A 19,269-nucleotide genomic window follows, 5' to 3' on the forward strand; every position below is an offset into this window, starting at 1 on the left:
CCTTCGGTGCGATGAGGGGCGGGGTAGGCCGTCTGCTCCGGCGGCCCGGTCCGCCCGCAAACCGCCGCGTCGCTTGGACAACGCTTCCACCTCCACCCCGTCACCCCGGGCTTGTTCCGGGGTCCACCGGTCCGCAAACTCTACGGCCGGCGAGTCCGCGGAACGGTGGATGCCGGAACGAGCCCGGCATGACGGAGCGGCTAGCGAACCCCACGTCTACGATAGTCGACATTGGCGGCACGCCAGCCCGAACGATCCTCCCCCGCCAGGGGGAGGTGGCACCGAAGGTGACGGAGGGGGAGGACACGGAACAGCGGTTACCCTTTCCGCCCCCTCCGTCTGGCGAGCGCCAGCCACCTCCCCCTGGCGGGGGAGGATCGCAAAGTTCAGGTGCTGATCGACGCCGGAACGACGCGCACCCGTAACCACAAAACCTGTCGCCAGCCCCGCTACTGTGGCAGCAGGCGCGCATGACACCGCCGCCGCTCCCGATCCTAGCCGTACTCCCGGGCCTGCTCGCCACGCTCCGCGACCGAACTTCGGCTGTGCTGGTCGCCCCCCCCGGCGCCGGCAAGACCACCGCCGTCGCGCCGGCCCTCCTCACCGAACCCTGGTGCATCGGCGAGATCCTTCTCCTCTCCCCCCGCCGTCTAGCCGCCCGCGCCGCCGCCGAACGCATGGCCTCGACTGCTGGCGAGCCCGTCGGGCAGACCTTCGGCTACGCGACCCGCATGGACAGCAAGCGCTCCGCCGCCACTCGCGTGACGGTCATCACGGAGGGCATCTTCGTCGCCCGCATCCAGGCCGACCCCGAACTCGCCGGCGTGTCCGCGGTCCTGTTCGACGAAGTTCACGAACGCAGCCTGGATGGCGATTTCGGCCTCGCGCTTGCGCTCGACGTCCAAGCCGGTTTCCGCCCTGACCTCCGCATCGTGGCGATGTCCGCGACGCTCGACGGTGCGCGGTTCGCGGCATTGATGGACGGTGCCCCCGTGATCGAAAGCGAAGGCCGAAGCTACCCGCTGACGCTCCGCCACATCGGCCGCCAAGCCGAACTCCGCATCGAAGACTCGGTCGCGGCCGCGATCCGCTGCGCGCTCGGCGAAGCGGAGGGCGGCGTGCTCGCCTTCCTTCCCGGCGTCGCGGAGATCGAGCGCACCGCCGACCGGCTCGCCAACCTCCCCGATAACATCGTCCTGCACGAACTCCACGGCAGCCTAGACCCCGCCGCGCAGCGCGCCGCGATCCTCCCCGAGCCCGACGGTCGGCGCAAAGTCGTGCTCGCGACCAGCATCGCCGAGACCAGCCTGACTCTCGACGGCATCCGCATCGTCGTCGACTCCGGCCTCGCGAGACGCCCGCGCTACGACCGCGCCGCCGGGATGACGCGGCTGGTCACCGAACGCGCAAGCCAAGCCGCGGTCACGCAGCGCGCCGGCCGTGCCGCGCGGTTGGGGCCGGGTATCGCGTATCGCTTGTGGGAAGAAGCTGCGACTTCCGGCCTGCCGCGATACGACCCGCCCGAAATCTTGGAGGCGGACCTGTCCGCGCTGGTCCTAGCCTGTGCAATATGGGGTGTCGGCGATCCGCGAGACCTCCGATGGATCGACCCGCCCCCCGCCGCGGCTATCGACGAGGCGATGGCGCGGCTGACGACGTTAGAGGCGATCGAAGACGGTCGTCCGACGTCGCACGGCCGCGCGATAGCTAAACTCCCGATGCCGCCGAGACTGGCGCACATGCTGTTGCGAGCGGGGGAGCGCGGGTTGGCAAACGTAGCGGCGCAAATCGCGGTGTTGCTAGGCGAACGCGGCATGGGCGGACAGGACGTCGATCTAGAAACCCGCCTCCGCCGCTGGAAAACCGAACGTGGGGCCAAGGCGCAAGCGGCGCGAGCAATGGCGGAAAGGTGGGCGAAACTTGCCCCCCCTCCCGCAAGCGGGAGGGGGCTGGGGGGTGGGCTCGCGCCATCCGCGTCGCGCGACGTCGAGGCCGGGCGCCCACCCCCCAACCCCCTCCCGCAAGCGGGCGGGGGGGCAGAAATTTGCGTTGCGCTTGGCTTCCCCGACCGCGTGGCACGCCGCCGCGACCCGTCCGGCGAAACCTGGGCCTCGGTCGGCGGGCGCGGGTTCAGGCTCGACCCGACCTCGCCGCTCGCCCGCTCCGAATGGCTCGCTGTCGCCGACACGCAGGGCTCGGCCGCCGGCGCTCGCATTCTCTCCGCCGTGGCGATCGATCATGTCACCGTCGAAACCCTCTTCGCCGACCGCATCGACTCCCGTCGCACCGTCACGTTCGACCCCACAACCGGCGGTATCCAGACCCTCCGCGAACGCCGCCTCGGCGCGATCCGGCTCTCCAGCGGCCCCGACAGCGGCGCCGACCCCGACTCGATCCTCGCAGCGCTGATCGACGGCGTCCGCGAGCACGGTCTCGCGCTGCTGCCGTGGAGCGACGGCGCGCAAGCGCTGCGCGACCGAGCCGCCTATGCGGGCGTACCGCTCGATGACGAAACCCTGCTCGACCGGGTCGACGAATGGCTCGCACCGCTCCTGACCGGCAAGCGCCGGCTCGACGCAATCGCCCCCGGCGCGCTTGCCGAAGCGCTGCGCAACCTGCTCGGCTGGGACGCGATGCAGACCATCAACCGCCTTGCCCCGCCCGATTTCACCAGCCCCGCCGGCAGTACGCATGCGATCGACTACGCAGCCGAAGGCGGCCCACGGGTCGAACTCCGCGTGCAAGCCCTGTTCGGCCTCGCGGTCCACCCGGTGATCGGCGAGGCCCGCGTACCGCTGGTGCTGAGCCTCACATCCCCCGCCGGCCGCCCGATCCAGACTACGCGCGACCTGCCCGGATTCTGGGCGGGCAGCTGGACCGCGGTGGCGAAGGAAATGCGCGGCCGCTATCCCAAGCATCCCTGGCCCGACGATCCCGCTGCAGCCTCCGCCACGCTGCGCACGAAAAAGGCGGATGCAAGGGCCGCCGGTTCGCGATAAGGGGGCTCATGCCAACCGCCCGTATCTTCCAGCGCCCCAAGAACGCCATGCAGTCCGGCAAGCACCGGACCGACGCCTGGCAGCTCGAATTCGAACCGTCGGAGCCCAAGCGCCCCGACCCGCTCACCGGCTGGGCCGGCAGCGGCGACACCCGCGACCAGCTCCGCCTGCTGTTCCCGACAGCCGAGGCGGCGATCGCGCACTGCGAGCGTGAGGGGTTTGGTTATACCGTCGTGCCGGCACCGCAGAAGACGCTGAAGCTGCAGAGTTACGCGGATAACTTCAAGTAAGCAGAGGGAGGGGCGCGCTTTGGGCGTCCGCTAGCGCTGCTTCTTTGTTCTCCCGCGAAGGCGGGAGCCCAGTCTGGGTCCCCGCCTTCGCGGGGAAGCAAGTCTTGGTTAGAGTATCGACACAGCCAGGATCAGCAGCATCTTGGTATCGATCGCCACGCCCGCCGCACGCTTCTCCGCCACGAACGCCGGCACGTCCGCCAGCGGCACCCGGTGCACGGTGATGTTCTCGTCACCATCTCCGCCGCCGTCGCTTACCTTCGTCAGCCCGGTCGCGCGGACCAGCGTGAAGCATTCCGACGTCATCCCCGGCGACGAATAGAACACCCCCAGGTCCTCGATCGCGTCTGCGCGGTAGCCGGTCTCTTCCTCCAGTTCGCGCCCGGCCGCAACCGCAACACTCTCGCCGGATGTCTCGTCGCCGACCAACCCCGCCGGTAGCTCCAGACACGCCCGCCCCAGCGGCACGCGGAACTGCTCCACCAGGATCACGTCGCCGTCGTCGATCGCGACGATCACGGCCGCCGCGATCTCGCCCTGACGCGCGGCGAATTCCCACGTGCCTTCGGTCTGCACGGTCAGGAATTTCCCGGCCCATACGGTCTTGCTCATAATTCGATCAGCCTGTCCGGAAGTTCGTTCACCGGCGCACCGGTCCGCGGGAAATGTTCCGCCAACACCGCGCCGATCTGCGCGACTGCATCCGCCATCCCGTCGGCGGGGCGATCGTCGCGGACGCCGGCGAGTACCGCCGACATCGCCGCGCCCCAAGTCTCGTTCGGCACGCGCGAGTGGATCGCGTCGTCGGCGATGATCTCCGCGCGGTGCTCGGCGAGCGACAGGTACAGGAGCACGCCGGTCGAGCCCTTGGTCCGCTTCTCGGCCCCCGCACGGAACAGGAGCAGAGCCCGCCGCCGCACGCGCCGCGCCTTGGTCGCACCCGGCGTCAGCGCGAGCCGCGCCGGCGTCCATGCCAGCACAAGCCGCACGGCCAGGAACACAAGGGTGACCAGCACGAGCGCGACCACGTACAGCGCACCCTGCGGTGCCGCCTGCCAGGGATTGACCCGCGCGTAGATATGGTCCGCCGCGACCGGGTGGTATGCGAGCAACGCCAGCGTCAGCAGCATCGCCAGCACGCCCCAGTGCATCGACACGTCGTGATACGCATCGGACTGCCGCGCGACGATCGTCACGATCTCGCCGGTCGTCGCGGTCTCTGCCTGGGTGACCGCCGCGGTGACGCGGTCATGGTCGGTGTCGCTCAACCGCATGTCACCATCCCCCCGATGCGCCGCCGCCGCCGCCGGATCCACCGCCGCCGCCGCCAAAACCACCGCCGCCCCAGCCGCCGCCGCCGCTATCGCCGCCACCGCCACCGAAGCCGCCACCGCCGCCGCCGCCACGGGTCATCGCGTCGGCGATGCTCCACAGCACGATCGGCAAGGCACCGCTGCCACCGCCGCGGCTTCTACCGTCTACGTAATTCTTGCCGCCCGCGCGCCGCGAGATCATCGGAATGACGATCGCCGCCAGCACGATCCCGAAGAAGATCAGCCCGATCGGCACGCCGCCGCCGCCCGAATTGGAGCTACGATGCGTCTTGTCATACTCCGCCGCTGCCGCCGTAACCTTCGCGCGCGCCTCCGCATCGGGGAGCGCGAGCTGTTCCGCGACCGCGTTCGTCCCCGCGACGATGCCGCCGGGGATGTCGCCCGCCTTGAAGCGCGGCAGGATCTGCTGGTTGATGACGACGCTGGAGAACGCGTCGGTCAGCACCGGCTCGAGCCCGTAGCCGACCTCGATGCGCACCTTCCGGTCGTTCGGCGCGACCAGCAGGATCGCGCCGTTGTTCGCGTCCTTCAGCCCGACGCCCCAGCTTCGGAGCAGTCGATTGCCGTAATCCTCGATCGGATAGCCCTCGAGGTCCGGCACGGTCGCGACTACCAGCTGATTGCCGGTCGTCTTCTGCAGGTCGTCGAGCCGCTTGGTCAGCGCCGCTTCCTGATCGGGCGGGATCACGTTCGCCGCATCGACGACGAAGCCGGTAAACTTCGGGAAGGTCTGCGCGGTTGCGGGGGCACTGACGGCGCCGCTTCCCAGTAGCACCGCGAACACCAAGGTCAGGAGATGGCGGAGCATGACGCTCGGATCAGCTCGCGTTGCCGAAGTTCACCGTCGGTGCGGTCTCGGCACCCGGCGTGGTCGCCGCGAACGGCACCATCGGCTTGGCGCCATAGAAAATCTTCGCGCCGACCGCGTCGGGGAAGGTGCGGATCTTGGTGTTATACGCCTGCACCGCACCGTTATAGTCGCGCCGCGCGATCGTGATGCGGTTCTCGGTGCCCTCGAGTTGGCTCATCAGCGTGGTGTAGTTGCCCTGGCTCTTCAGCTCGGGATACGCCTCCTGCAGGCGCTGGAGCGAGAGCCCAACGGCGCCCTGGACGCGAGAGAACTGCGCGATCTTGGCGGGGTCGGTCAGGTCGTCGCCCGAGACCTGTACGGTGTTTGCCGCGGCGCGCGCCTGCGTGACCTCGACCAGGATGCTCTTCTCCTGCGCGCCGGCGGCCTTCACGGTCGCGACGAGATTGGGGATCAGGTCGGCGCGGCGCTGATAATCGTTCTGGACGTCGGCCCAGCGTGCCTTCACGTTTTCTTCCGCAGTCGGGATGCTGTTGATCCCGCAACCGGCGAGGCTCGCGGCGAGGCCAACGGCAGCGGTTCCGCGAAGAATGGTGGCACGTGACGACATGGGGCTCTCCTGAATACCTGTGTCAGCGTCATAGGACAGTCGCGAGGGTTGGCGAAACCGAAATCGGTGGTTAGCGTCGGTGGTGCAACAGAGGGGGCGTAGATGCTCAAGGAATTCGCCGGTGTTTAAAGAATTTAAGGCGTTCATCATGCGCGGCAACGTGCTCGATCTCGCCATCGCGGTGATCATCGGCGCGGCGTTCGGCAAGATCGTCACGTCGCTGACCGACGACGTGCTGATGCCGGTGATCGGCAAGATCTTCGGCGGGCTCGATTTCTCCAGCTATTTCTGGCGGATGGGGCCGGTGCCGGCGAACTACGCAGGTTCGCTGAGCGACTACGCGGCGTTGAAGAAGGCCGGCGTACCGTTGCTCGGCTATGGTGCGTTCGCAACGCAGCTGGTCAATTTCGTGATCGTCGCGGGTATCATCTTCATGATCCTGCGCGTGGTGAACCGAACGGCGGCGTTGATCGAGCGCGAGACGGCGCGGTTGAAGCGTGAGGAAGAGGCGGTTGTCGTCGCACCTGCGCCGGAGCCCGTCGAGATCGCACTGCTTCGCGAAATCCGCGACGAGTTGAAGGCGCGGGGGTAAACTCGGGTCCCTCTCCCCCTCGGGGAGAGGGAGGGAGGAGCCGTAGGCGACGCAAGGGTGAGGGGCGTGAGGCTCACGAGCGTATCCCAACTCCCCCTCATCCGACGCTACCGCGCCACCTTCTCCCCGAGGGAAGAAGGAAAGAATTACGCGGCTACCAGATCCTCAGCGTTGGCATCCGCCAGGCTGGTCCCATCCAAAATCCGCGCAGTCTCGTCGCGCACCCGCATCATCGCGTAGCGGATCGCGCAATCCGCCTCGCTCTTGCAGTCGAGGCATGGCCGGTACGCGGTCCGGCTCACGCACGGCACCAGCGCCAGCGGGCCCTCGATGATCCGGATGATCTCACCCAGCGAAATCAGATGGCTCGGCCGCGAGAGGCGATAGCCACCCATCTTGCCGCGATGGCTGTGGAGCAGGCCGGACTCGCGCAGATCGGCGAGGATCAGCTCGAGGAATTTGCGTGGCACGTTCGCCTCGGCGGCGATCCGCGTCATCGGGATGGGAGGGCCACCGGCGGGAGCACCGCCAAGGAAGATCATCGCGCGGAGCGCGTAGCGGGAGCGCTGCGTCAACATAATGCAGGTTGCTATGCACGCGCTTTGTGGCGAGCGGAAGGCGGTTTGGCACGCTGTGTGCTGACCCTAGGGAGATTTATCCACGGGGGATGCCGCCACCGCGCCAGTCTTTTCATTTGGCCGGGCTTTTCAGATCGATGCGGCCCCCCTATATCGGTGATGCCGTCGGGGGAATCTTCTCTTGGCGGCTATGGCGATAAACCGTGGCGTGTCATAGACACAGCGGACCCGGGGGCAGTACCCGGCGACTCCACCACCGCCCTCTTCACAAGAGGGGGACGATGACGGGGTCGAACTAGGATCGACGTGTGTTCAACGACGCTATGTTTCGCTCGGAATGGGACCACCGCAACGGCCCATACACAAGTGCCAACGATAACGAAGCACTCGCAATTGCCGCATAACTGACGGTCTAACGACCTAGGTTATACGGACGAAAGCGCGGTTCGGGCCACACCGGGCAACAGAAGTGGACACCGGCGGTACGGGGGGCACCGAGCAACAGAAGCTCCCCACTAACCTGTCAGCCGATATAGCCGGCGCGCAGTCCCTTGTGATATTTGGCGCGCACTGCTGCGGCTGCTTCGTACTTGTTAACCGCTTTATCACCATCGGCATCCAGGCCCTTGTTCTGGCGATACGCCTTGGTGCTGCCGCTAAACAGAACATAGTCCGTCGTCTGCCCGATCGCCTTCGGATAAAGGATGGTCATGTATATGTCCTCAATCGTGCGGATCCGACCTTTGTAAGGTCGAAAATATCGTTCCACATATACGAGCTGTTGTTCGGCGCTCATCGCAGCAAGTGCCTCAGTCGTTGTGTGAAGTGCCTTCGCTGTCGAGGGCATGAACTGAATAAGACCGGTCGCGCCCGATCCTGCAGCGTTACGAACCGCTGGACTGAACGTCTCGCCGCTCTCGAACGCCATGCACGCCATCAGAAAGTCGGGCGATATTTGTAAGCGCGTGGTCATCTCCAGGACCTTGCGTTTGAAACTTGGTGATACCTTGGCACCCCAAGCGATAACGTCATGCTGTTTCGGCGTCGCTGGAGTCGCGGTGATCACGGGCAACGTAGGTTTCGTTACAGCAGCCCAGGTAGGCGGGTTCGATTTCACCGAAGCGGGCGAAGGCCCCCTCGCATTTTTGGGTGTTACGCGGAGGTTGGCTAGGGCGTGCGGCGGAGTCGTCAACGCGGTGAAGCTAGGACCGCCGGGATCGACCCGGCCGTCAACCGGGTGCAGGTGGACGACATTCGCTTGGAATCCACGTATCGCGGCCATCGTCTTTGGTCCAACGATGCCATCTACCTTCAGCAAAGCCGCACGCAGCGTACCATGACGGTTCAGCAGATGTTGAACTAACCGAACGTCGCTCCGAGTATTACGTGCTCCGTGACCTACCGCGTGCTCCAGTTGGATCATGACTGCATGTCCTTAAGATCAGTTGTGGAAGTAGACTCCAATCGGGTGTGGCTTGTCGTCCGGAAGTGGGTACCCCTTCCAGTGCGTGAGAATCCTTCCGTCTTTTCGTTGCAAGGAGAACAAAGGATCACCGACGGAATAGACGGCGTTTCCATATTTGTCGGTTAGTCCACCATCGGCGTAGCTCTTGAACGCCACATCGATGCCGTCAGCGATCGGCTTGGTCGAGCATAGGACTGTCTCGTCTGTCTGATACCCTTCGGCCGTCAGCTTGCATGAGGCTGCCGACAGGTTGAGCGTGTATGTGACGACGGTTTCCGTTCCAGCTGCATTTGCGCCACCATTGAACGCGTAGGTATACGTGCCCGCCCATTGCGCCGTACCGGGACTGGTAGGTGTCCGGTTTGGCTCAGCGATACCGTCGCCGTTGGTCACGAGAGATGCTACCTCCGGCGCTGGAGCACCGACATTAGCTCCAATCTCGATCGACGATGTATTGTCGCTTGTCGCGCTACAGGCCGCGGTAGCAATCGTCAGCATAGCAGCGATACCGCAGGCCCGGACCGTAATACCCTTGACGTATGGCATCAGAACCCCCTGGTTTTCGACAAGAACTACGCGTTATGGAAACCGTGTAGCCGGTATTTGTTCCACACCGGTACCCGGTCGAGGCTTACTCCGGGTGGAGCGTTCCGACCCGTAACCTCAAACGTCACCTAGAGTTGCAAAAGCTTGCTGAGTTGTGCGCCGGTATAAGGCTTCTGCACGAACCGCGCGGCCTTGGGTAGGGCAGCAGTCGTGCCATTATCGGTCCCCGAAGTGACCAGAATCGCGATATCGGGGCGTTGCGCGTGCACGGCATTGGCGAGGTCGATGCCGTTCAGGTCTCCCGGCATGCGGACATCGGTGAACAGCGCGGCGATATCGGGCCGCTCTTCAAGCTTCGCCAGGGCATCGGCTGCGTTGCTTGCTTCGACGACTTCGTAGCCGGCATCTTCCAGCGCGAGGTTGGAATGGACGCGGACCAGGGCATCGTCATCGACGACGAGGATAACGGACTTCGAAATGGCGTTCATACCGGTTCGAACATCCGGCATGCCGCTCCGTTCCAATATAAGTCATGTTCTCAAGGCATAACGGGGCGAAGTGAGCCTGACATGAGAAAGGGGCCCGGTTTCCCGAGCCCCTCCATCATTGCCACTAGGCCGCGAGGGCTTAGTCGCGATCGCCGGTCAGGAACGCCGGCGCGAACTCGGGGGCCTTGTCGCCGTCGGTGCGTGCAGCACGCTCGCCGCCGCCGTTGCCGCCGCCGTCGCGACGCGGACCACGGCCACCGCCGTTGCCGCCTGCGTCACGGCCACCGTCGCCGTCACGACGCGGGCCGCGCGAGCCACGATCGCCCCCATCACGACCGGCGCCGCCTTCGCCGCGTGGACCACGACCGCCGCCACCGTTGCCGGCATCACGACCGCCATCGCCATCACGACGCGGACCGCGCGGACCACGATCACCGCCTTCACGGGGCTCACGTGCAGGACGCGTGTCCTCCAGCTCTTCGCCGGTCGTCTGGTCGACGACGCGCATCGACAGGCGCACCTTGCCGCGCGGATCGATCTCGAGAACCTTGACCTTGACCTCCTGGCCTTCGGTCAGCGCATCCGAGACCTTCTCGACGCGCTCGTTTTTGATTTCGGACACGTGGACGAGACCGTCCTTGCCACCCATGAAGTTCACGAACGCCCCGAAATCGACCAGGTTGACGACCTTGCCGTCATAGACCTTGCCGACTTCGGCCTCCTCGACGAGCCCCTTGATCCACTTGATCGCGGCTTCGATCTGCGCGGGGTCGGACGACGACACCTTGATCACGCCCTCGTCGTCGATGTCGACCTTGGCGCCGGTCTGCGCGACGATCTCGCGGATCACCTTGCCGCCGGTGCCGATGACTTCACGGATCTTCGACTTGTCGATCTGGAAGCTCTCGATGCGCGGTGCGTGCGCCGACAGTTCCTCACGGGTGTGGTCGAGTGCCTTGGCCATCTCGCCCAGGATGTGCGCGCGGCCTTCCTTGGCCTGCGCCAGAGCCTTGCCCATGATCTCCTCGGTGATGCCAGCGATCTTGATGTCCATCTGCATCGTGGTGATGCCCTCGGACGTGCCAGCGACCTTGAAGTCCATGTCGCCGAGATGATCCTCGTCGCCGAGGATGTCCGACAGAACCGCGAAGTTCTTGCCCTCGAGGATCAGGCCCATCGCGATGCCCGACACCGGACGCTTCAGCGGAACGCCAGCATCCATCATCGACAGCGAACCGCCGCAGACCGTCGCCATCGACGACGAGCCGTTGCTCTCGGTGATGTCCGACAGGACACGGATCGTGTACGGGAACTCTTCCTTCGTCGGCAGCACCGGGTGCAGCGCGCGCCATGCGAGCTTGCCGTGACCGACTTCGCGACGACCCGGCGCACCGAAGCGACCGACTTCCCCAACCGAATAGGGAGGGAAGTTGTAGTGCAGCATGAAGTTTTCGTACGACAGGCCGTTGAGGCCGTCGATCATCTGCTCCGCATCACGCGTACCGAGCGTGGTGGTGCAGATCGACTGCGTTTCGCCACGCGTGAACAGCGCCGAGCCATGCGTGCGTGGCAGGAAGTGCACCATCGCCTCGATCGGACGAATCTGCGTGGTGGTGCGGCCGTCGATGCGGGTGCCGTCCTTGAGGATGGCGCCGCGGACGATCTCCGCCTCCAGCTTCTTCATCAGCTTGCCGGCTGCCATCTGGTCCTGCGGGGACGCGTCCGCAAATGCGGTCTTGCCCTTTGCACGAGCGGCATTGAGCAGGTCCGAACGCTTGGACTTGTCGGTCACCTTGTAGGCGGCCGCGATGTCCTTGCCGATCAGCTTCTTCAGCTTGTCCTTGGCAGTCGACAGGTCAGCCTGCTCGGCCATTTCCCAAGGATCCTTGGCAGCCTTTTCGGCCAGATCGATGATCAGGTTGGCGGCTTCGCGGCAGGCCTTGTGGGCGAACTGCACGGCGCCGAGCATGATCTCTTCCGAAAGCTCCTTGGCTTCCGATTCGACCATCATCACGGCCTGGCCGGTGGCGGCGACGACGAGGTCGAGATCGCCAGCCTTGGCTTCCTCGAGCGTCGGGTTGAGGATGTACGCGCCATCGACGTAGCCGACGCGTGCCGCGCCGATCGGGCCCATGAACGGCACGCCCGAGATCGTTAGCGCTGCGGAGGCCGCGACCATTGCGAGGACGTCCGGCTCGTTCTCGCCGTCATACGACAGAACCTGGCAGATCACGTTGATCTCGTTGTAGAAACCCTCTGGGAAGAGGGGACGGATCGGGCGATCGATGAGACGGCTGGTCAGCGTCTCCTTCTCGGTCGCGCCGCGCTCACGCTTGAAGAAGCCGCCGGGGATGCGGCCGCTCGCGGAGAACTTCTCCTGGTAATGGACGGTGAGCGGGAAGAAATCCTGCCCTTCCTTGACGGTCCGCGCAGCCGTCACGGCGCACAGAACGACGGTCTCGCCGAGGGTGGCGAGCACTGCGCCGTTGGCCTGGCGCGCAACGCGGCCGGTCTCGAGCGTCAGAGTCTTGCCGCCCCACTGGGCGCTTACGGTCTTGGTATCGAACATTCTTTTTCCTTCACTCCGGTCGCCAGATGCGAACGGGGCCTATGTGCGGGCTTAGCCGGCCCGCGGCGGTGTGGGATGAATTGTCATCCCAGGAGGGGTGGCCGAATTGCCGCCGCTCCAGTTCCTTGTTCCCCCGCGGAGGCGGGGGCCCAGTCTGGACTCCCGCCTTCGCGGGAGAACAACCCTATATACGAAAACGGCCCCCCGAGGGGAGCCGTCTAAGTTACTTGCGGAGACCGAGCTTCGCGATCAGATCCAGATAGCGCTGGCCGTCCTTGTGACGGAGATAATCCAGCAGCGTCCGGCGCTTGTTGACCATCATGAGAAGACCACGACGCGAGTGGTTGTCCTTCTTGTGGCCCTTGAAATGCTCGGTCAGGTTCTTGATGCGCTCGGTCAGGATCGCGACCTGGACTTCCGGCGAACCGGTGTCACCCTCGGCGCGCGAATGCTCCTTGACGAGCTCGGTCTTGCGTTCAGCGGTAATCGTCATGAATTCATGTCCTCGACATCACAGATTGAAACCGCGAACGACCCGGACGTCTCCGTCCTCGACCTCGACCAGCGCGACCGGGACAGCGTCCAGTTCGGCGAAGTATTGGCCATCGTCTGCGGCGATCCCGGCCAAGATACGCCCCTGTCGGAGCGCCCCTGCCTGGTCGGGGGTGAGGGAGAGAGCCGGGATGTCGTCCAGCGCCACCCTCAAGGGCAGAAGTACATCTTCAAGCGCGGAGGCCTTAGCGAGTTCGTCCAGTTTGTCCAGCGATATCGCGGACGTGAGGTCGAACGGACCGGCCTTGGTGCGGCGGAGCATGGTGACGTGGCCGACGGTGCCGAGGGCGAGGGCGATGTCGCGCGCGAGGGAGCGGATGTAGGTGCCCTTGGACACATGCGCGGTGAGCGTGACCTCCTCAAGGGGAGTATGGGGCAGGGGCGCATCCTGCAATTCCTCCCCGGCACGGGGAGGGGGACCGCCGTCCGCTTGGACGGTGATGGAGGGGGGCTCGCTACCAGCGGAACGTTCGCGGAAGCCCCCCTCCACCAGCTGCGCTGGTCCCCCTCCCCGTACCGGGGAGAATAGCGAATGAATCGTCACGTCCCGGCTCGCCAGCACTACTTCATGCCCGGCCCGAGCCAGATCATAAGCCCGCTCCCCATCCACCTTCAGCGCGGAGTACGCCGGCGGCACCTGCGAAATAGGCCCGGTAAACTGCGCGAGCATCGCCTCCACGGCCGCCAAAGTCGGGCGCACGTCGGAGGTAGCGATGCTCACCCCCTCCGCATCGAGCGTATCCGTCTGAACCCCGAACAGCACCGTGAAATCATAAATCTTGTCGCTATCGAGCATCCGCCCGGCCAGCTTCGTCGCCTCCCCAACGGCAATCGGCAAAACCCCGGTAGCGAGCGGATCGAGCGTCCCCCCATGCCCCACCTTGAACTTCCCATACCCGCCGCTGCGCAAGGCACGCTTCACCGCCGACACCCCCTGTGTCGACCCAAGCCCCAGCGGCTTGTCGAGAATGATCCAGCCATGCATGTGCGTAAGTCCCAGAATTCAGTTGAGGCGGGAGCGTGCTCCACCCACGCCGTCATCCTGACGAAAGTCAGGACCCAGAGCCATAAGCGACGGTGTCCGGTACCCTGGGTCCTGACTTTCGTCAGGATGACGGGGGTGGGGAAGGGGCCTACCTCAAAGCCTCACAAAAATGCCGCCGACACAGCGCGACATACCGGTCGTTCCCACCAATTTCGGTCTGCTGACCCTCGGCAATCGCCCGCCCGTTCCCATCGACCCGCAGGTTCATCGTAGCTTTCCGCCCACACCCGCAAACCGACTTGATCTCGACCAGCGAGTCCGCCAGCGCCAGCAACCGCGCCGACCCCGGAAACAGCGCCCCCTGGAAATCGGTCCGCAACCCGTAGGCCAGCACCGGTATCCCGACCACGTCGCAGATATGCGCGAGCTGATCGACCTGCGCGGACGTCAGAAATTGCGCCTCGTCCACCAACACGCAGGAAATCGCCTCCTCGCCGTGCTGCCGAACCACGCAAGCCCCGATATCCGTCCCCGCATCGAACGCGATCGCCGGCGCCTCCAGCCCGATCCGCGACGTGATCGTCCCCGCCGCGAACCGGTCGTCTACGCCCGCGGTGAACAGCATCGTCCGCATCCCCCGCTCGCGGTAGTTGAAGTCCGCCTGCAACAGGTTCGTCGACTTCCCCGCGTTCATCGATGCGTAGTAGAAATATAGCTTGGCCATGCTAGTCTGGAAGCCGGAAGGACCGACTATGTCCAGCAAAATTCCAAATGCCTTGTATCCCGTTATCGTCGTTCAGGATCGATATCAGGGTGTTTATAGCGGCGGGAAATGGCTAGCGATCGCCGTAGCGGACACTGTGGAGTGCGGCTTGCGGCGCGCATCTTGGGCACTGGAGTTCGGGCCAAGTGCTGGCGACGTCGATGCCGCCATGTTTTGGATGGGCGCACCTGACTGGATGGCTGCCGCTGCTACGCCCAATGCCGCGTTAGATGCGCTGCTCAGCCGATCCAACCCTGATATTCCCGTTCGTCCTGAGTAGCTGCTGAGCTTGTCGAAGCGGCGTATCGAAGGATGTGTTGGCGGGGAACCTGTGCTTCGATACGAGCCCTCGATACGGCTCTTCGAGCCTACTCGGTCTCTACTCAGCACGAACGGAAGAGGGAGGCGAGGGCGCGAGGAGCGGAGGAACGGGAAAGGCAATTGCCCGACCAGCCGTAACTCCTGACTGACTACAAGCGCGGCGCTGGCAGCCCAGCAAAATCAATCTTCGGTCAAATCCCGCGCCACATGCGGATCGCGCAGCAGCGTGTCGATGTGCGTACCTTCGTCGAAGCTCTCGTCCGCGAGGAACTTCAGTTTCGCCGCATACCGCATCTGCACCCGGTTCGCGACTTCGCGCTGGAGGTAGGCGGTGTTGGTCCGCAGCGCCTTCAGTACCTTTTCCTCGTCCTTGCCGAGCAACGGCTTCACGAAGACGGTGGCGTGGCGGAGGTCTGGGGACATGCGGACTTCGGTGATCGTCACGAGGTGCTTTTCGAGCACCGGATCGTGCACGTCGCCGCGCGCGAGGATGTCGGACAGCGCATGGCGCGCTTGCTCGCCGACGCGCAATGAGCGGACGGCTTTTGCTTCTGGGGTATCGGTCTTCATCTTAAGCTCCCTCTCCCCCTCGGGGAGAGGGCGGGGGTGAGGGGCGCCGCATACGCCAGCGCCTGGGACAGCCCCTCACCCAACCCTCCCCCCGCAGGGGAGAGGGCTTTAGTAGTTACAAAGTACGTTCGCGCATCTCGACTTCGAACGTCTCGAGGACGTCGCCGGCCTTGATATCGACGAAGTTCGACGTGAACGTCACGCCGCACTCGAGCCCCGCACGGACCTCCGCGACATCATCCTTGAAGCGACGCAGCGATGCGATTTCGCCCTGGTAGATGATGACGTCGTTGCGCGTGATGCGTGCCTTGAGCGCCTTGCGGATGTTGCCCTCGGTGACGAGCAGACCTGCTGCCTTGCCGTGCTTGCCCGCCGAGAAGACCTCGCGGATGTCGGCACGACCGACGACCGTCTCGAACGCTTCCGGCCCAAGCTCGCCTGCCATCCCCGCCCGGATCTCGTCGATCAGGTCGTAGATCACATCGTAATACTTGAACGCGACCTTCTGGCGCTCGGCGATTTCACGCGCCTTGGCGTTCGGACGAACGTTGAAGCCGATGATCGGAGCCCCCGAAGCCGCCGCCAACGTGACGTCCGATTCGGTGATGCCGCCGACGCCCGAGCTCAGCACGCGCGCCTTGATCAGGTCGGTGGAGATCTTGTTGATCGCCCCGACGATCGCCTCGACCGTGCCTTGCGTATCCGCCTTCACGACCAGCGGATATTCGATCGCCTGCTTTTCCTTCAGCGCCGAGAACATGCTCTCGAGGCTGGCAGGAACCGAGGCGGTCCGCTTGTCGGTCTTCACGCTGCGACGATATTCCGCGACTTCGCGGGCGCGTGCCTCGTTCTCGACCACCTGGAACGGATCGCCCGCCTGCGGGACACCCGACAGACCGAGGACTTCGACCGGCATCGCCGGACCCGCTTCCTTGATCTGCTTGCCCTTGTCGTCGACCAGCGCGCGGACCTTGCCGCTCTCGCCGCCGACCACGAAGATGTCGCCGACCCGCAGCGTACCGCGGTTGACGAGAATCGTCGCGACCGGACCACGACCCTTGTCGAGCTTGGCCTCGATCACCGTACCCTCGGCGGCGCGATCCGGATTGGCGCGCAGTTCGAGCAGTTCGGCCTGGAGCTGGATCTTCTCGATCAACGCATCGAGACCGATCTTCTTGGTCGCGGAGACTTCGACGTCCTGGACGTCGCCGCCCATGTCCTCGACCACGATCTCCTCGCTCAGCAGGCGCTCGCGCACCTTCTGGGCATTGGCGCCTTCCTTGTCGATCTTGTTGATCGCGACGATCATCGGCACGCCCGCCGCCTTGGTGTGGGCGATCGCCTCCACCGTCTGCGGCATCAGGCCGTCGTCCGCCGCCACCACCAGGATGACGATGTCGGTGACGTCCGCACCACGCGCACGCATCTGCGTGAACGCTTCATGGCCCGGGGTGTCGAGGAAGGTGATCTTCGACTTGTCCTTCAGCGTGACCTGATACGCGCCGATATGCTGGGTGATGCCACCCGCTTCGCCGCGGACCACGTCGGTGCCGCGCAGGGCATCGAGCAGCGACGTCTTGCCGTGATCGACGTGACCCATGATCGTGACGACCGGAGCGCGCGGCTTCAGCGTCTCCTCGGCATCGTCGATCGTGTCGTTGGCCAGATCCTGGTCGACATCGCTGACGCGCGTCAGGTTGTGGCCGAACTCGGTGACCAGCAACTCGGCGGTATCCTGATCGATCGTCTGCGTCATCGTGACGGGCATGCCCATCTTGAACAGCGCCTTGACGAGGTCGGCACCCTTCTCGGCCATACGATTGGCGAGTTCCTGCACCGTGATCGCCTCGGGGACGACGACGTCGCGGATCTGCTTGGCCTGCGCCTCGCGCGGACCACCGGTACCACGACGCTCCTTCTCGCGCGCACGCTTCAGCGCGGCGAGCGAGCGAGCACGTGCACCATCACCATCGCCGAGCGCGCGGTTGACGGTGAGCTTGCCCGAGGTGCGACGATCGTCACCCTTGCGGTCACGCTGCTGCGGACGCGCGGGGACAGCATCGCGGCGGACGCCACCAGCCGGAGCATTGACGCCGGTCGCGCCGGGGCGAGCCGCGGTCGTGCCGGCATTCGCAGCCGTGGTCGGCGCTGCGGCAGCGGGTGCTGCAACAGGCTTTGGCGGCGGCGGAGGACGCTCGGGACGTGCCACCGGCGAGAACCGGCGCGGTGCCGGGAACGCCGGATCGCGGGTCAGTTCGATGACGGGCGGCGGTGCCGGCGGTGCGACAGGTGCCGGCGCAGGCTTGGGAGCCGGTGCAGGAGCAGCCACTACCGGAGCGGGCTTCGGTGCAGGCGCAGGTGCCGCGGCAACCGGTGCCGGGGCAGGCGCCGCCGCAACGGGAGCCTCGACCGGGGCCGGAGCAGGCGCTGGCGTCGGTGCTGCGACCGGAGCGGGAGCCGCTTCGACGACAGGGGCCGGTGCGGGCGCAGGAGCCGCGACGGGCTTCGGCGCCTTGGCTTCAGCCTCGGCACGCGCACGATCGGCGACGCGATTACGCTCGTCCTCGATCGCCTTGGCCCGTTCGGCTTCCTGGCGACGACGCCCTTCTTCCAGCGTGTTCATGCGCTGCTCTTCAGCCTCGCGGAGCAGCTTGGCCTGGCGCTCCTGCGGCGACAGATTGCTCTGCTGCTGACGCACGGGGGCGGGCGCAGGCTGCGGTGCGCGCGCCTGCGGTGCCGGGGCTGCGGGGGCAGCCGCCGGGGCGGGCGCGGCAACCGGTGCGGCATCCGCGACCTGCACGTCGGGCTCGCCCGGACGGCGCAGGACGCGCGCGCGCTTGGTTTCCACGATCACCGTATTCGATCGGCCGTGGCTGAAGCTCTGCTTCACCTGGCCGGTCTCGACCGTGCGCTTCACACCCAAAGGTGCGCGCATGCCAAGTTTCGGCTTCTCGTTGTCCGTGTCGCTCACTCAAATTCCTCAGTCATGTCCACGGCCGGGCGTGTTCCGGTCGATCCGGACGCCTGTTGTATCGGTGGCGCCCCATTTTGTGGTGACGCCGATGCGCCCTGCGAGGCCGTTTCGCAAGACACGGAAGAAGGTTCGGGGCCGATAAAATGCAGCCAACGGTCGAGCGCTTCGCTCATCCGCTTTGCTGCAGCGCGGTCGGTCAGGCCAATGTGTACCACATTTTCCCGCCCCAGCGCCAACGCCAATATGGTGCGCGATACCGGGAGTGCCAACCCCCGCAAACCCGAGCCCTCGACATCGTTGCCGATGCGCCACGCCTGATCGAGCTTGCGGTTGCCGTCCTCGGCGGCGTCGGACGCGTGATACAGCGCCTTCAGCTTGCCCTGGCGTGCGTTCTGCTCGATCCGGTCGGAGCCTATCAGCACCGTGCCGGAGCGCGATTCGAGCCCGAGCCGGTCGAGCGCGTTACGCTCCAGCGCGGATTCGATCTTGGCTGGAAGCTCGGAATCGATGGTGAACTCGCCGGTCTTGAACGCGCGGGAAAGAGCACCCTTTAGCTTGCCCTTCTTGATCGCGGCTTCGAGCTCGACCCGAGTCACCCCGATCCACGCGCCCCGGCCGGGAGCCTTGGCGCGCACGTCGGGAAGGATCTGGCCATCGGGCGACAACGCGAGTCGCACGAGGTGGGGCCACACGTCGCGTTCCCCGGAGAGGATGCACTTGCGAACGGGTTCGTCGGTCATGCGGCGATCCCCTGAATTTGTCGAAGAATGGATGCCGGAACCAGTCCGGCATGACGAAATACTTCGTCACCCCGGACTTGTTCCG

The 19,269-nt window shown here is 65.5% G+C and carries 19 protein-coding genes and 1 other RNA gene; 5 read left to right on the forward strand and 15 right to left on the reverse strand.

What is annotated here, in order from left to right; genetic code table 11:
- The first annotated feature begins 470 nt into the window (after window positions 1-470).
- Both hrpB and O6Y00_RS16890 read left to right on the forward strand, forming a co-directional pair.
- A complete protein-coding gene (hrpB, locus tag O6Y00_RS16885) occupies window positions 471-2,999 on the forward strand; it encodes an ATP-dependent helicase HrpB (protein ID WP_353443744.1) in 2,529 nt (842 codons plus the stop codon).
- A gap of 8 nt (window positions 3,000-3,007) precedes the next feature.
- Entirely contained in the window at window positions 3,008-3,289 is a 282-nt protein-coding gene (locus O6Y00_RS16890; RefSeq protein WP_056051595.1) for an ETC complex I subunit, read from the forward strand.
- A gap of 108 nt (window positions 3,290-3,397) precedes the next feature.
- Here O6Y00_RS16890 and O6Y00_RS16895 read toward each other — a convergent pair whose 3' ends face one another.
- Genes O6Y00_RS16895 through O6Y00_RS16910 form a run of 4 tightly spaced genes read right to left on the reverse strand, consistent with a single transcriptional unit; the run spans window position 3,398 to window position 6,041 of the window.
- Entirely contained in the window at window positions 3,398-3,901 is a 504-nt protein-coding gene (locus O6Y00_RS16895) for an NUDIX hydrolase (RefSeq protein WP_435368644.1), read from the reverse strand.
- Window positions 3,898-4,563 carry a TPM domain-containing protein gene (locus O6Y00_RS16900; RefSeq protein WP_353443745.1) on the reverse strand — a complete coding sequence of 222 codons (666 nt, stop codon included), beginning with the start codon at window positions 4,561-4,563 and terminating at the stop codon, window positions 3,898-3,900. The genes O6Y00_RS16895 and O6Y00_RS16900 overlap by 4 nt, the downstream gene beginning before the upstream one ends.
- Window position 4,564: 1 nt before the next feature.
- Window positions 4,565-5,431, reverse strand: a complete 867-nt coding sequence (locus O6Y00_RS16905) for a TPM domain-containing protein (RefSeq protein WP_353443746.1) — start codon at window positions 5,429-5,431, stop codon at window positions 4,565-4,567.
- Window positions 5,432-5,441: 10 nt separating this feature from the next.
- A complete protein-coding gene (locus tag O6Y00_RS16910; RefSeq protein WP_353443747.1) occupies window positions 5,442-6,041 on the reverse strand; it encodes a LemA family protein in 600 nt (199 codons plus the stop codon).
- 121 nt (window positions 6,042-6,162) lie between these two features.
- Here O6Y00_RS16910 and mscL point away from each other — a divergent pair, with 121 nt between their 5' ends.
- Window positions 6,163-6,633 (forward strand): large conductance mechanosensitive channel protein MscL, encoded by a 471-nt coding sequence (gene mscL / locus O6Y00_RS16915; protein WP_107954746.1) that lies wholly within the window; start codon window positions 6,163-6,165, stop codon window positions 6,631-6,633.
- A gap of 146 nt (window positions 6,634-6,779) precedes the next feature.
- Here the strand turns inward: mscL and O6Y00_RS16920 are convergent, their stop codons facing one another.
- The gene (locus tag O6Y00_RS16920) at window positions 6,780-7,211 is read right to left on the reverse strand and encodes an RrF2 family transcriptional regulator (RefSeq protein ID WP_060526568.1); all 432 of its coding nucleotides are present in this window, start codon (window positions 7,209-7,211) and stop codon (window positions 6,780-6,782) included.
- Between the two features lie 122 nt (window positions 7,212-7,333).
- Between O6Y00_RS16920 and ssrA the strand changes: the two genes are divergently transcribed.
- Window positions 7,334-7,689, forward strand: a transfer-messenger RNA (tmRNA) gene (ssrA, locus tag O6Y00_RS16925).
- Between the two features lie 45 nt (window positions 7,690-7,734).
- Here the strand turns inward: ssrA and O6Y00_RS16930 are convergent.
- The 7 genes from O6Y00_RS16930 to O6Y00_RS16960 all read right to left on the reverse strand — a co-directional run bounded on the left by O6Y00_RS16930 (window position 7,735) and on the right by O6Y00_RS16960 (window position 14,540).
- Entirely contained in the window at window positions 7,735-8,634 is a 900-nt protein-coding gene (locus O6Y00_RS16930; RefSeq protein WP_353443748.1) for a peptidoglycan-binding protein, read from the reverse strand.
- Between the two features lie 18 nt (window positions 8,635-8,652).
- On the reverse strand, window positions 8,653-9,222 hold the full coding sequence (locus tag O6Y00_RS16935; RefSeq protein WP_353443749.1) for a DUF5991 domain-containing protein: 570 nt from the start codon (window positions 9,220-9,222) through the stop codon (window positions 8,653-8,655).
- Window positions 9,223-9,350: 128 nt separating this feature from the next.
- Window positions 9,351-9,746, reverse strand: a complete 396-nt coding sequence (locus O6Y00_RS16940) for a response regulator (RefSeq protein ID WP_353443750.1) — start codon at window positions 9,744-9,746, stop codon at window positions 9,351-9,353.
- Window positions 9,747-9,849: 103 nt separating this feature from the next.
- Window positions 9,850-12,279, reverse strand: coding sequence for a polyribonucleotide nucleotidyltransferase (gene pnp, locus O6Y00_RS16945; protein ID WP_353443751.1), 2,430 nt, complete (start codon window positions 12,277-12,279; stop codon window positions 9,850-9,852).
- A 223-nt stretch (window positions 12,280-12,502) separates the two neighbouring features.
- The gene (gene rpsO / locus O6Y00_RS16950; protein ID WP_055881152.1) at window positions 12,503-12,772 is read right to left on the reverse strand and encodes a 30S ribosomal protein S15; all 270 of its coding nucleotides are present in this window, start codon (window positions 12,770-12,772) and stop codon (window positions 12,503-12,505) included.
- Window positions 12,773-12,790: 18 nt separating this feature from the next.
- Entirely contained in the window at window positions 12,791-13,816 is a 1,026-nt protein-coding gene (gene truB, locus O6Y00_RS16955; protein WP_353443752.1) for a tRNA pseudouridine(55) synthase TruB, read from the reverse strand.
- Between the two features lie 148 nt (window positions 13,817-13,964).
- Window positions 13,965-14,540 (reverse strand): thymidine kinase, encoded by a 576-nt coding sequence (locus tag O6Y00_RS16960; RefSeq protein ID WP_353443753.1) that lies wholly within the window; start codon window positions 14,538-14,540, stop codon window positions 13,965-13,967.
- Between the two features lie 28 nt (window positions 14,541-14,568).
- Between O6Y00_RS16960 and O6Y00_RS16965 the strand changes: the two genes are divergently transcribed.
- Entirely contained in the window at window positions 14,569-14,859 is a 291-nt protein-coding gene (locus O6Y00_RS16965; protein WP_353443754.1) for a hypothetical protein, read from the forward strand.
- 221 nt (window positions 14,860-15,080) lie between these two features.
- Here O6Y00_RS16965 and rbfA read toward each other — a convergent pair whose 3' ends face one another.
- The 3 genes from rbfA to O6Y00_RS16980 all read right to left on the reverse strand — a co-directional run bounded on the left by rbfA (window position 15,081) and on the right by O6Y00_RS16980 (window position 19,184).
- Window positions 15,081-15,470, reverse strand: coding sequence for a 30S ribosome-binding factor RbfA (rbfA, locus tag O6Y00_RS16970; RefSeq protein WP_302675837.1), 390 nt, complete (start codon window positions 15,468-15,470; stop codon window positions 15,081-15,083).
- A 115-nt stretch (window positions 15,471-15,585) separates the two neighbouring features.
- A complete protein-coding gene (gene infB, locus O6Y00_RS16975; protein WP_353443755.1) occupies window positions 15,586-18,441 on the reverse strand; it encodes a translation initiation factor IF-2 in 2,856 nt (951 codons plus the stop codon).
- Entirely contained in the window at window positions 18,438-19,184 is a 747-nt protein-coding gene (locus O6Y00_RS16980) for a DUF448 domain-containing protein (RefSeq protein ID WP_353443756.1), read from the reverse strand. The genes infB and O6Y00_RS16980 overlap by 4 nt, the downstream gene beginning before the upstream one ends.
- Between the last annotated feature and the right edge of the window lie 85 nt (window positions 19,185-19,269).

This window comes from Sphingomonas faeni (assembly GCF_040407565.1).
Taxonomy (GTDB): Bacteria; Pseudomonadota; Alphaproteobacteria; order Sphingomonadales; family Sphingomonadaceae; genus Sphingomonas; species Sphingomonas faeni_F.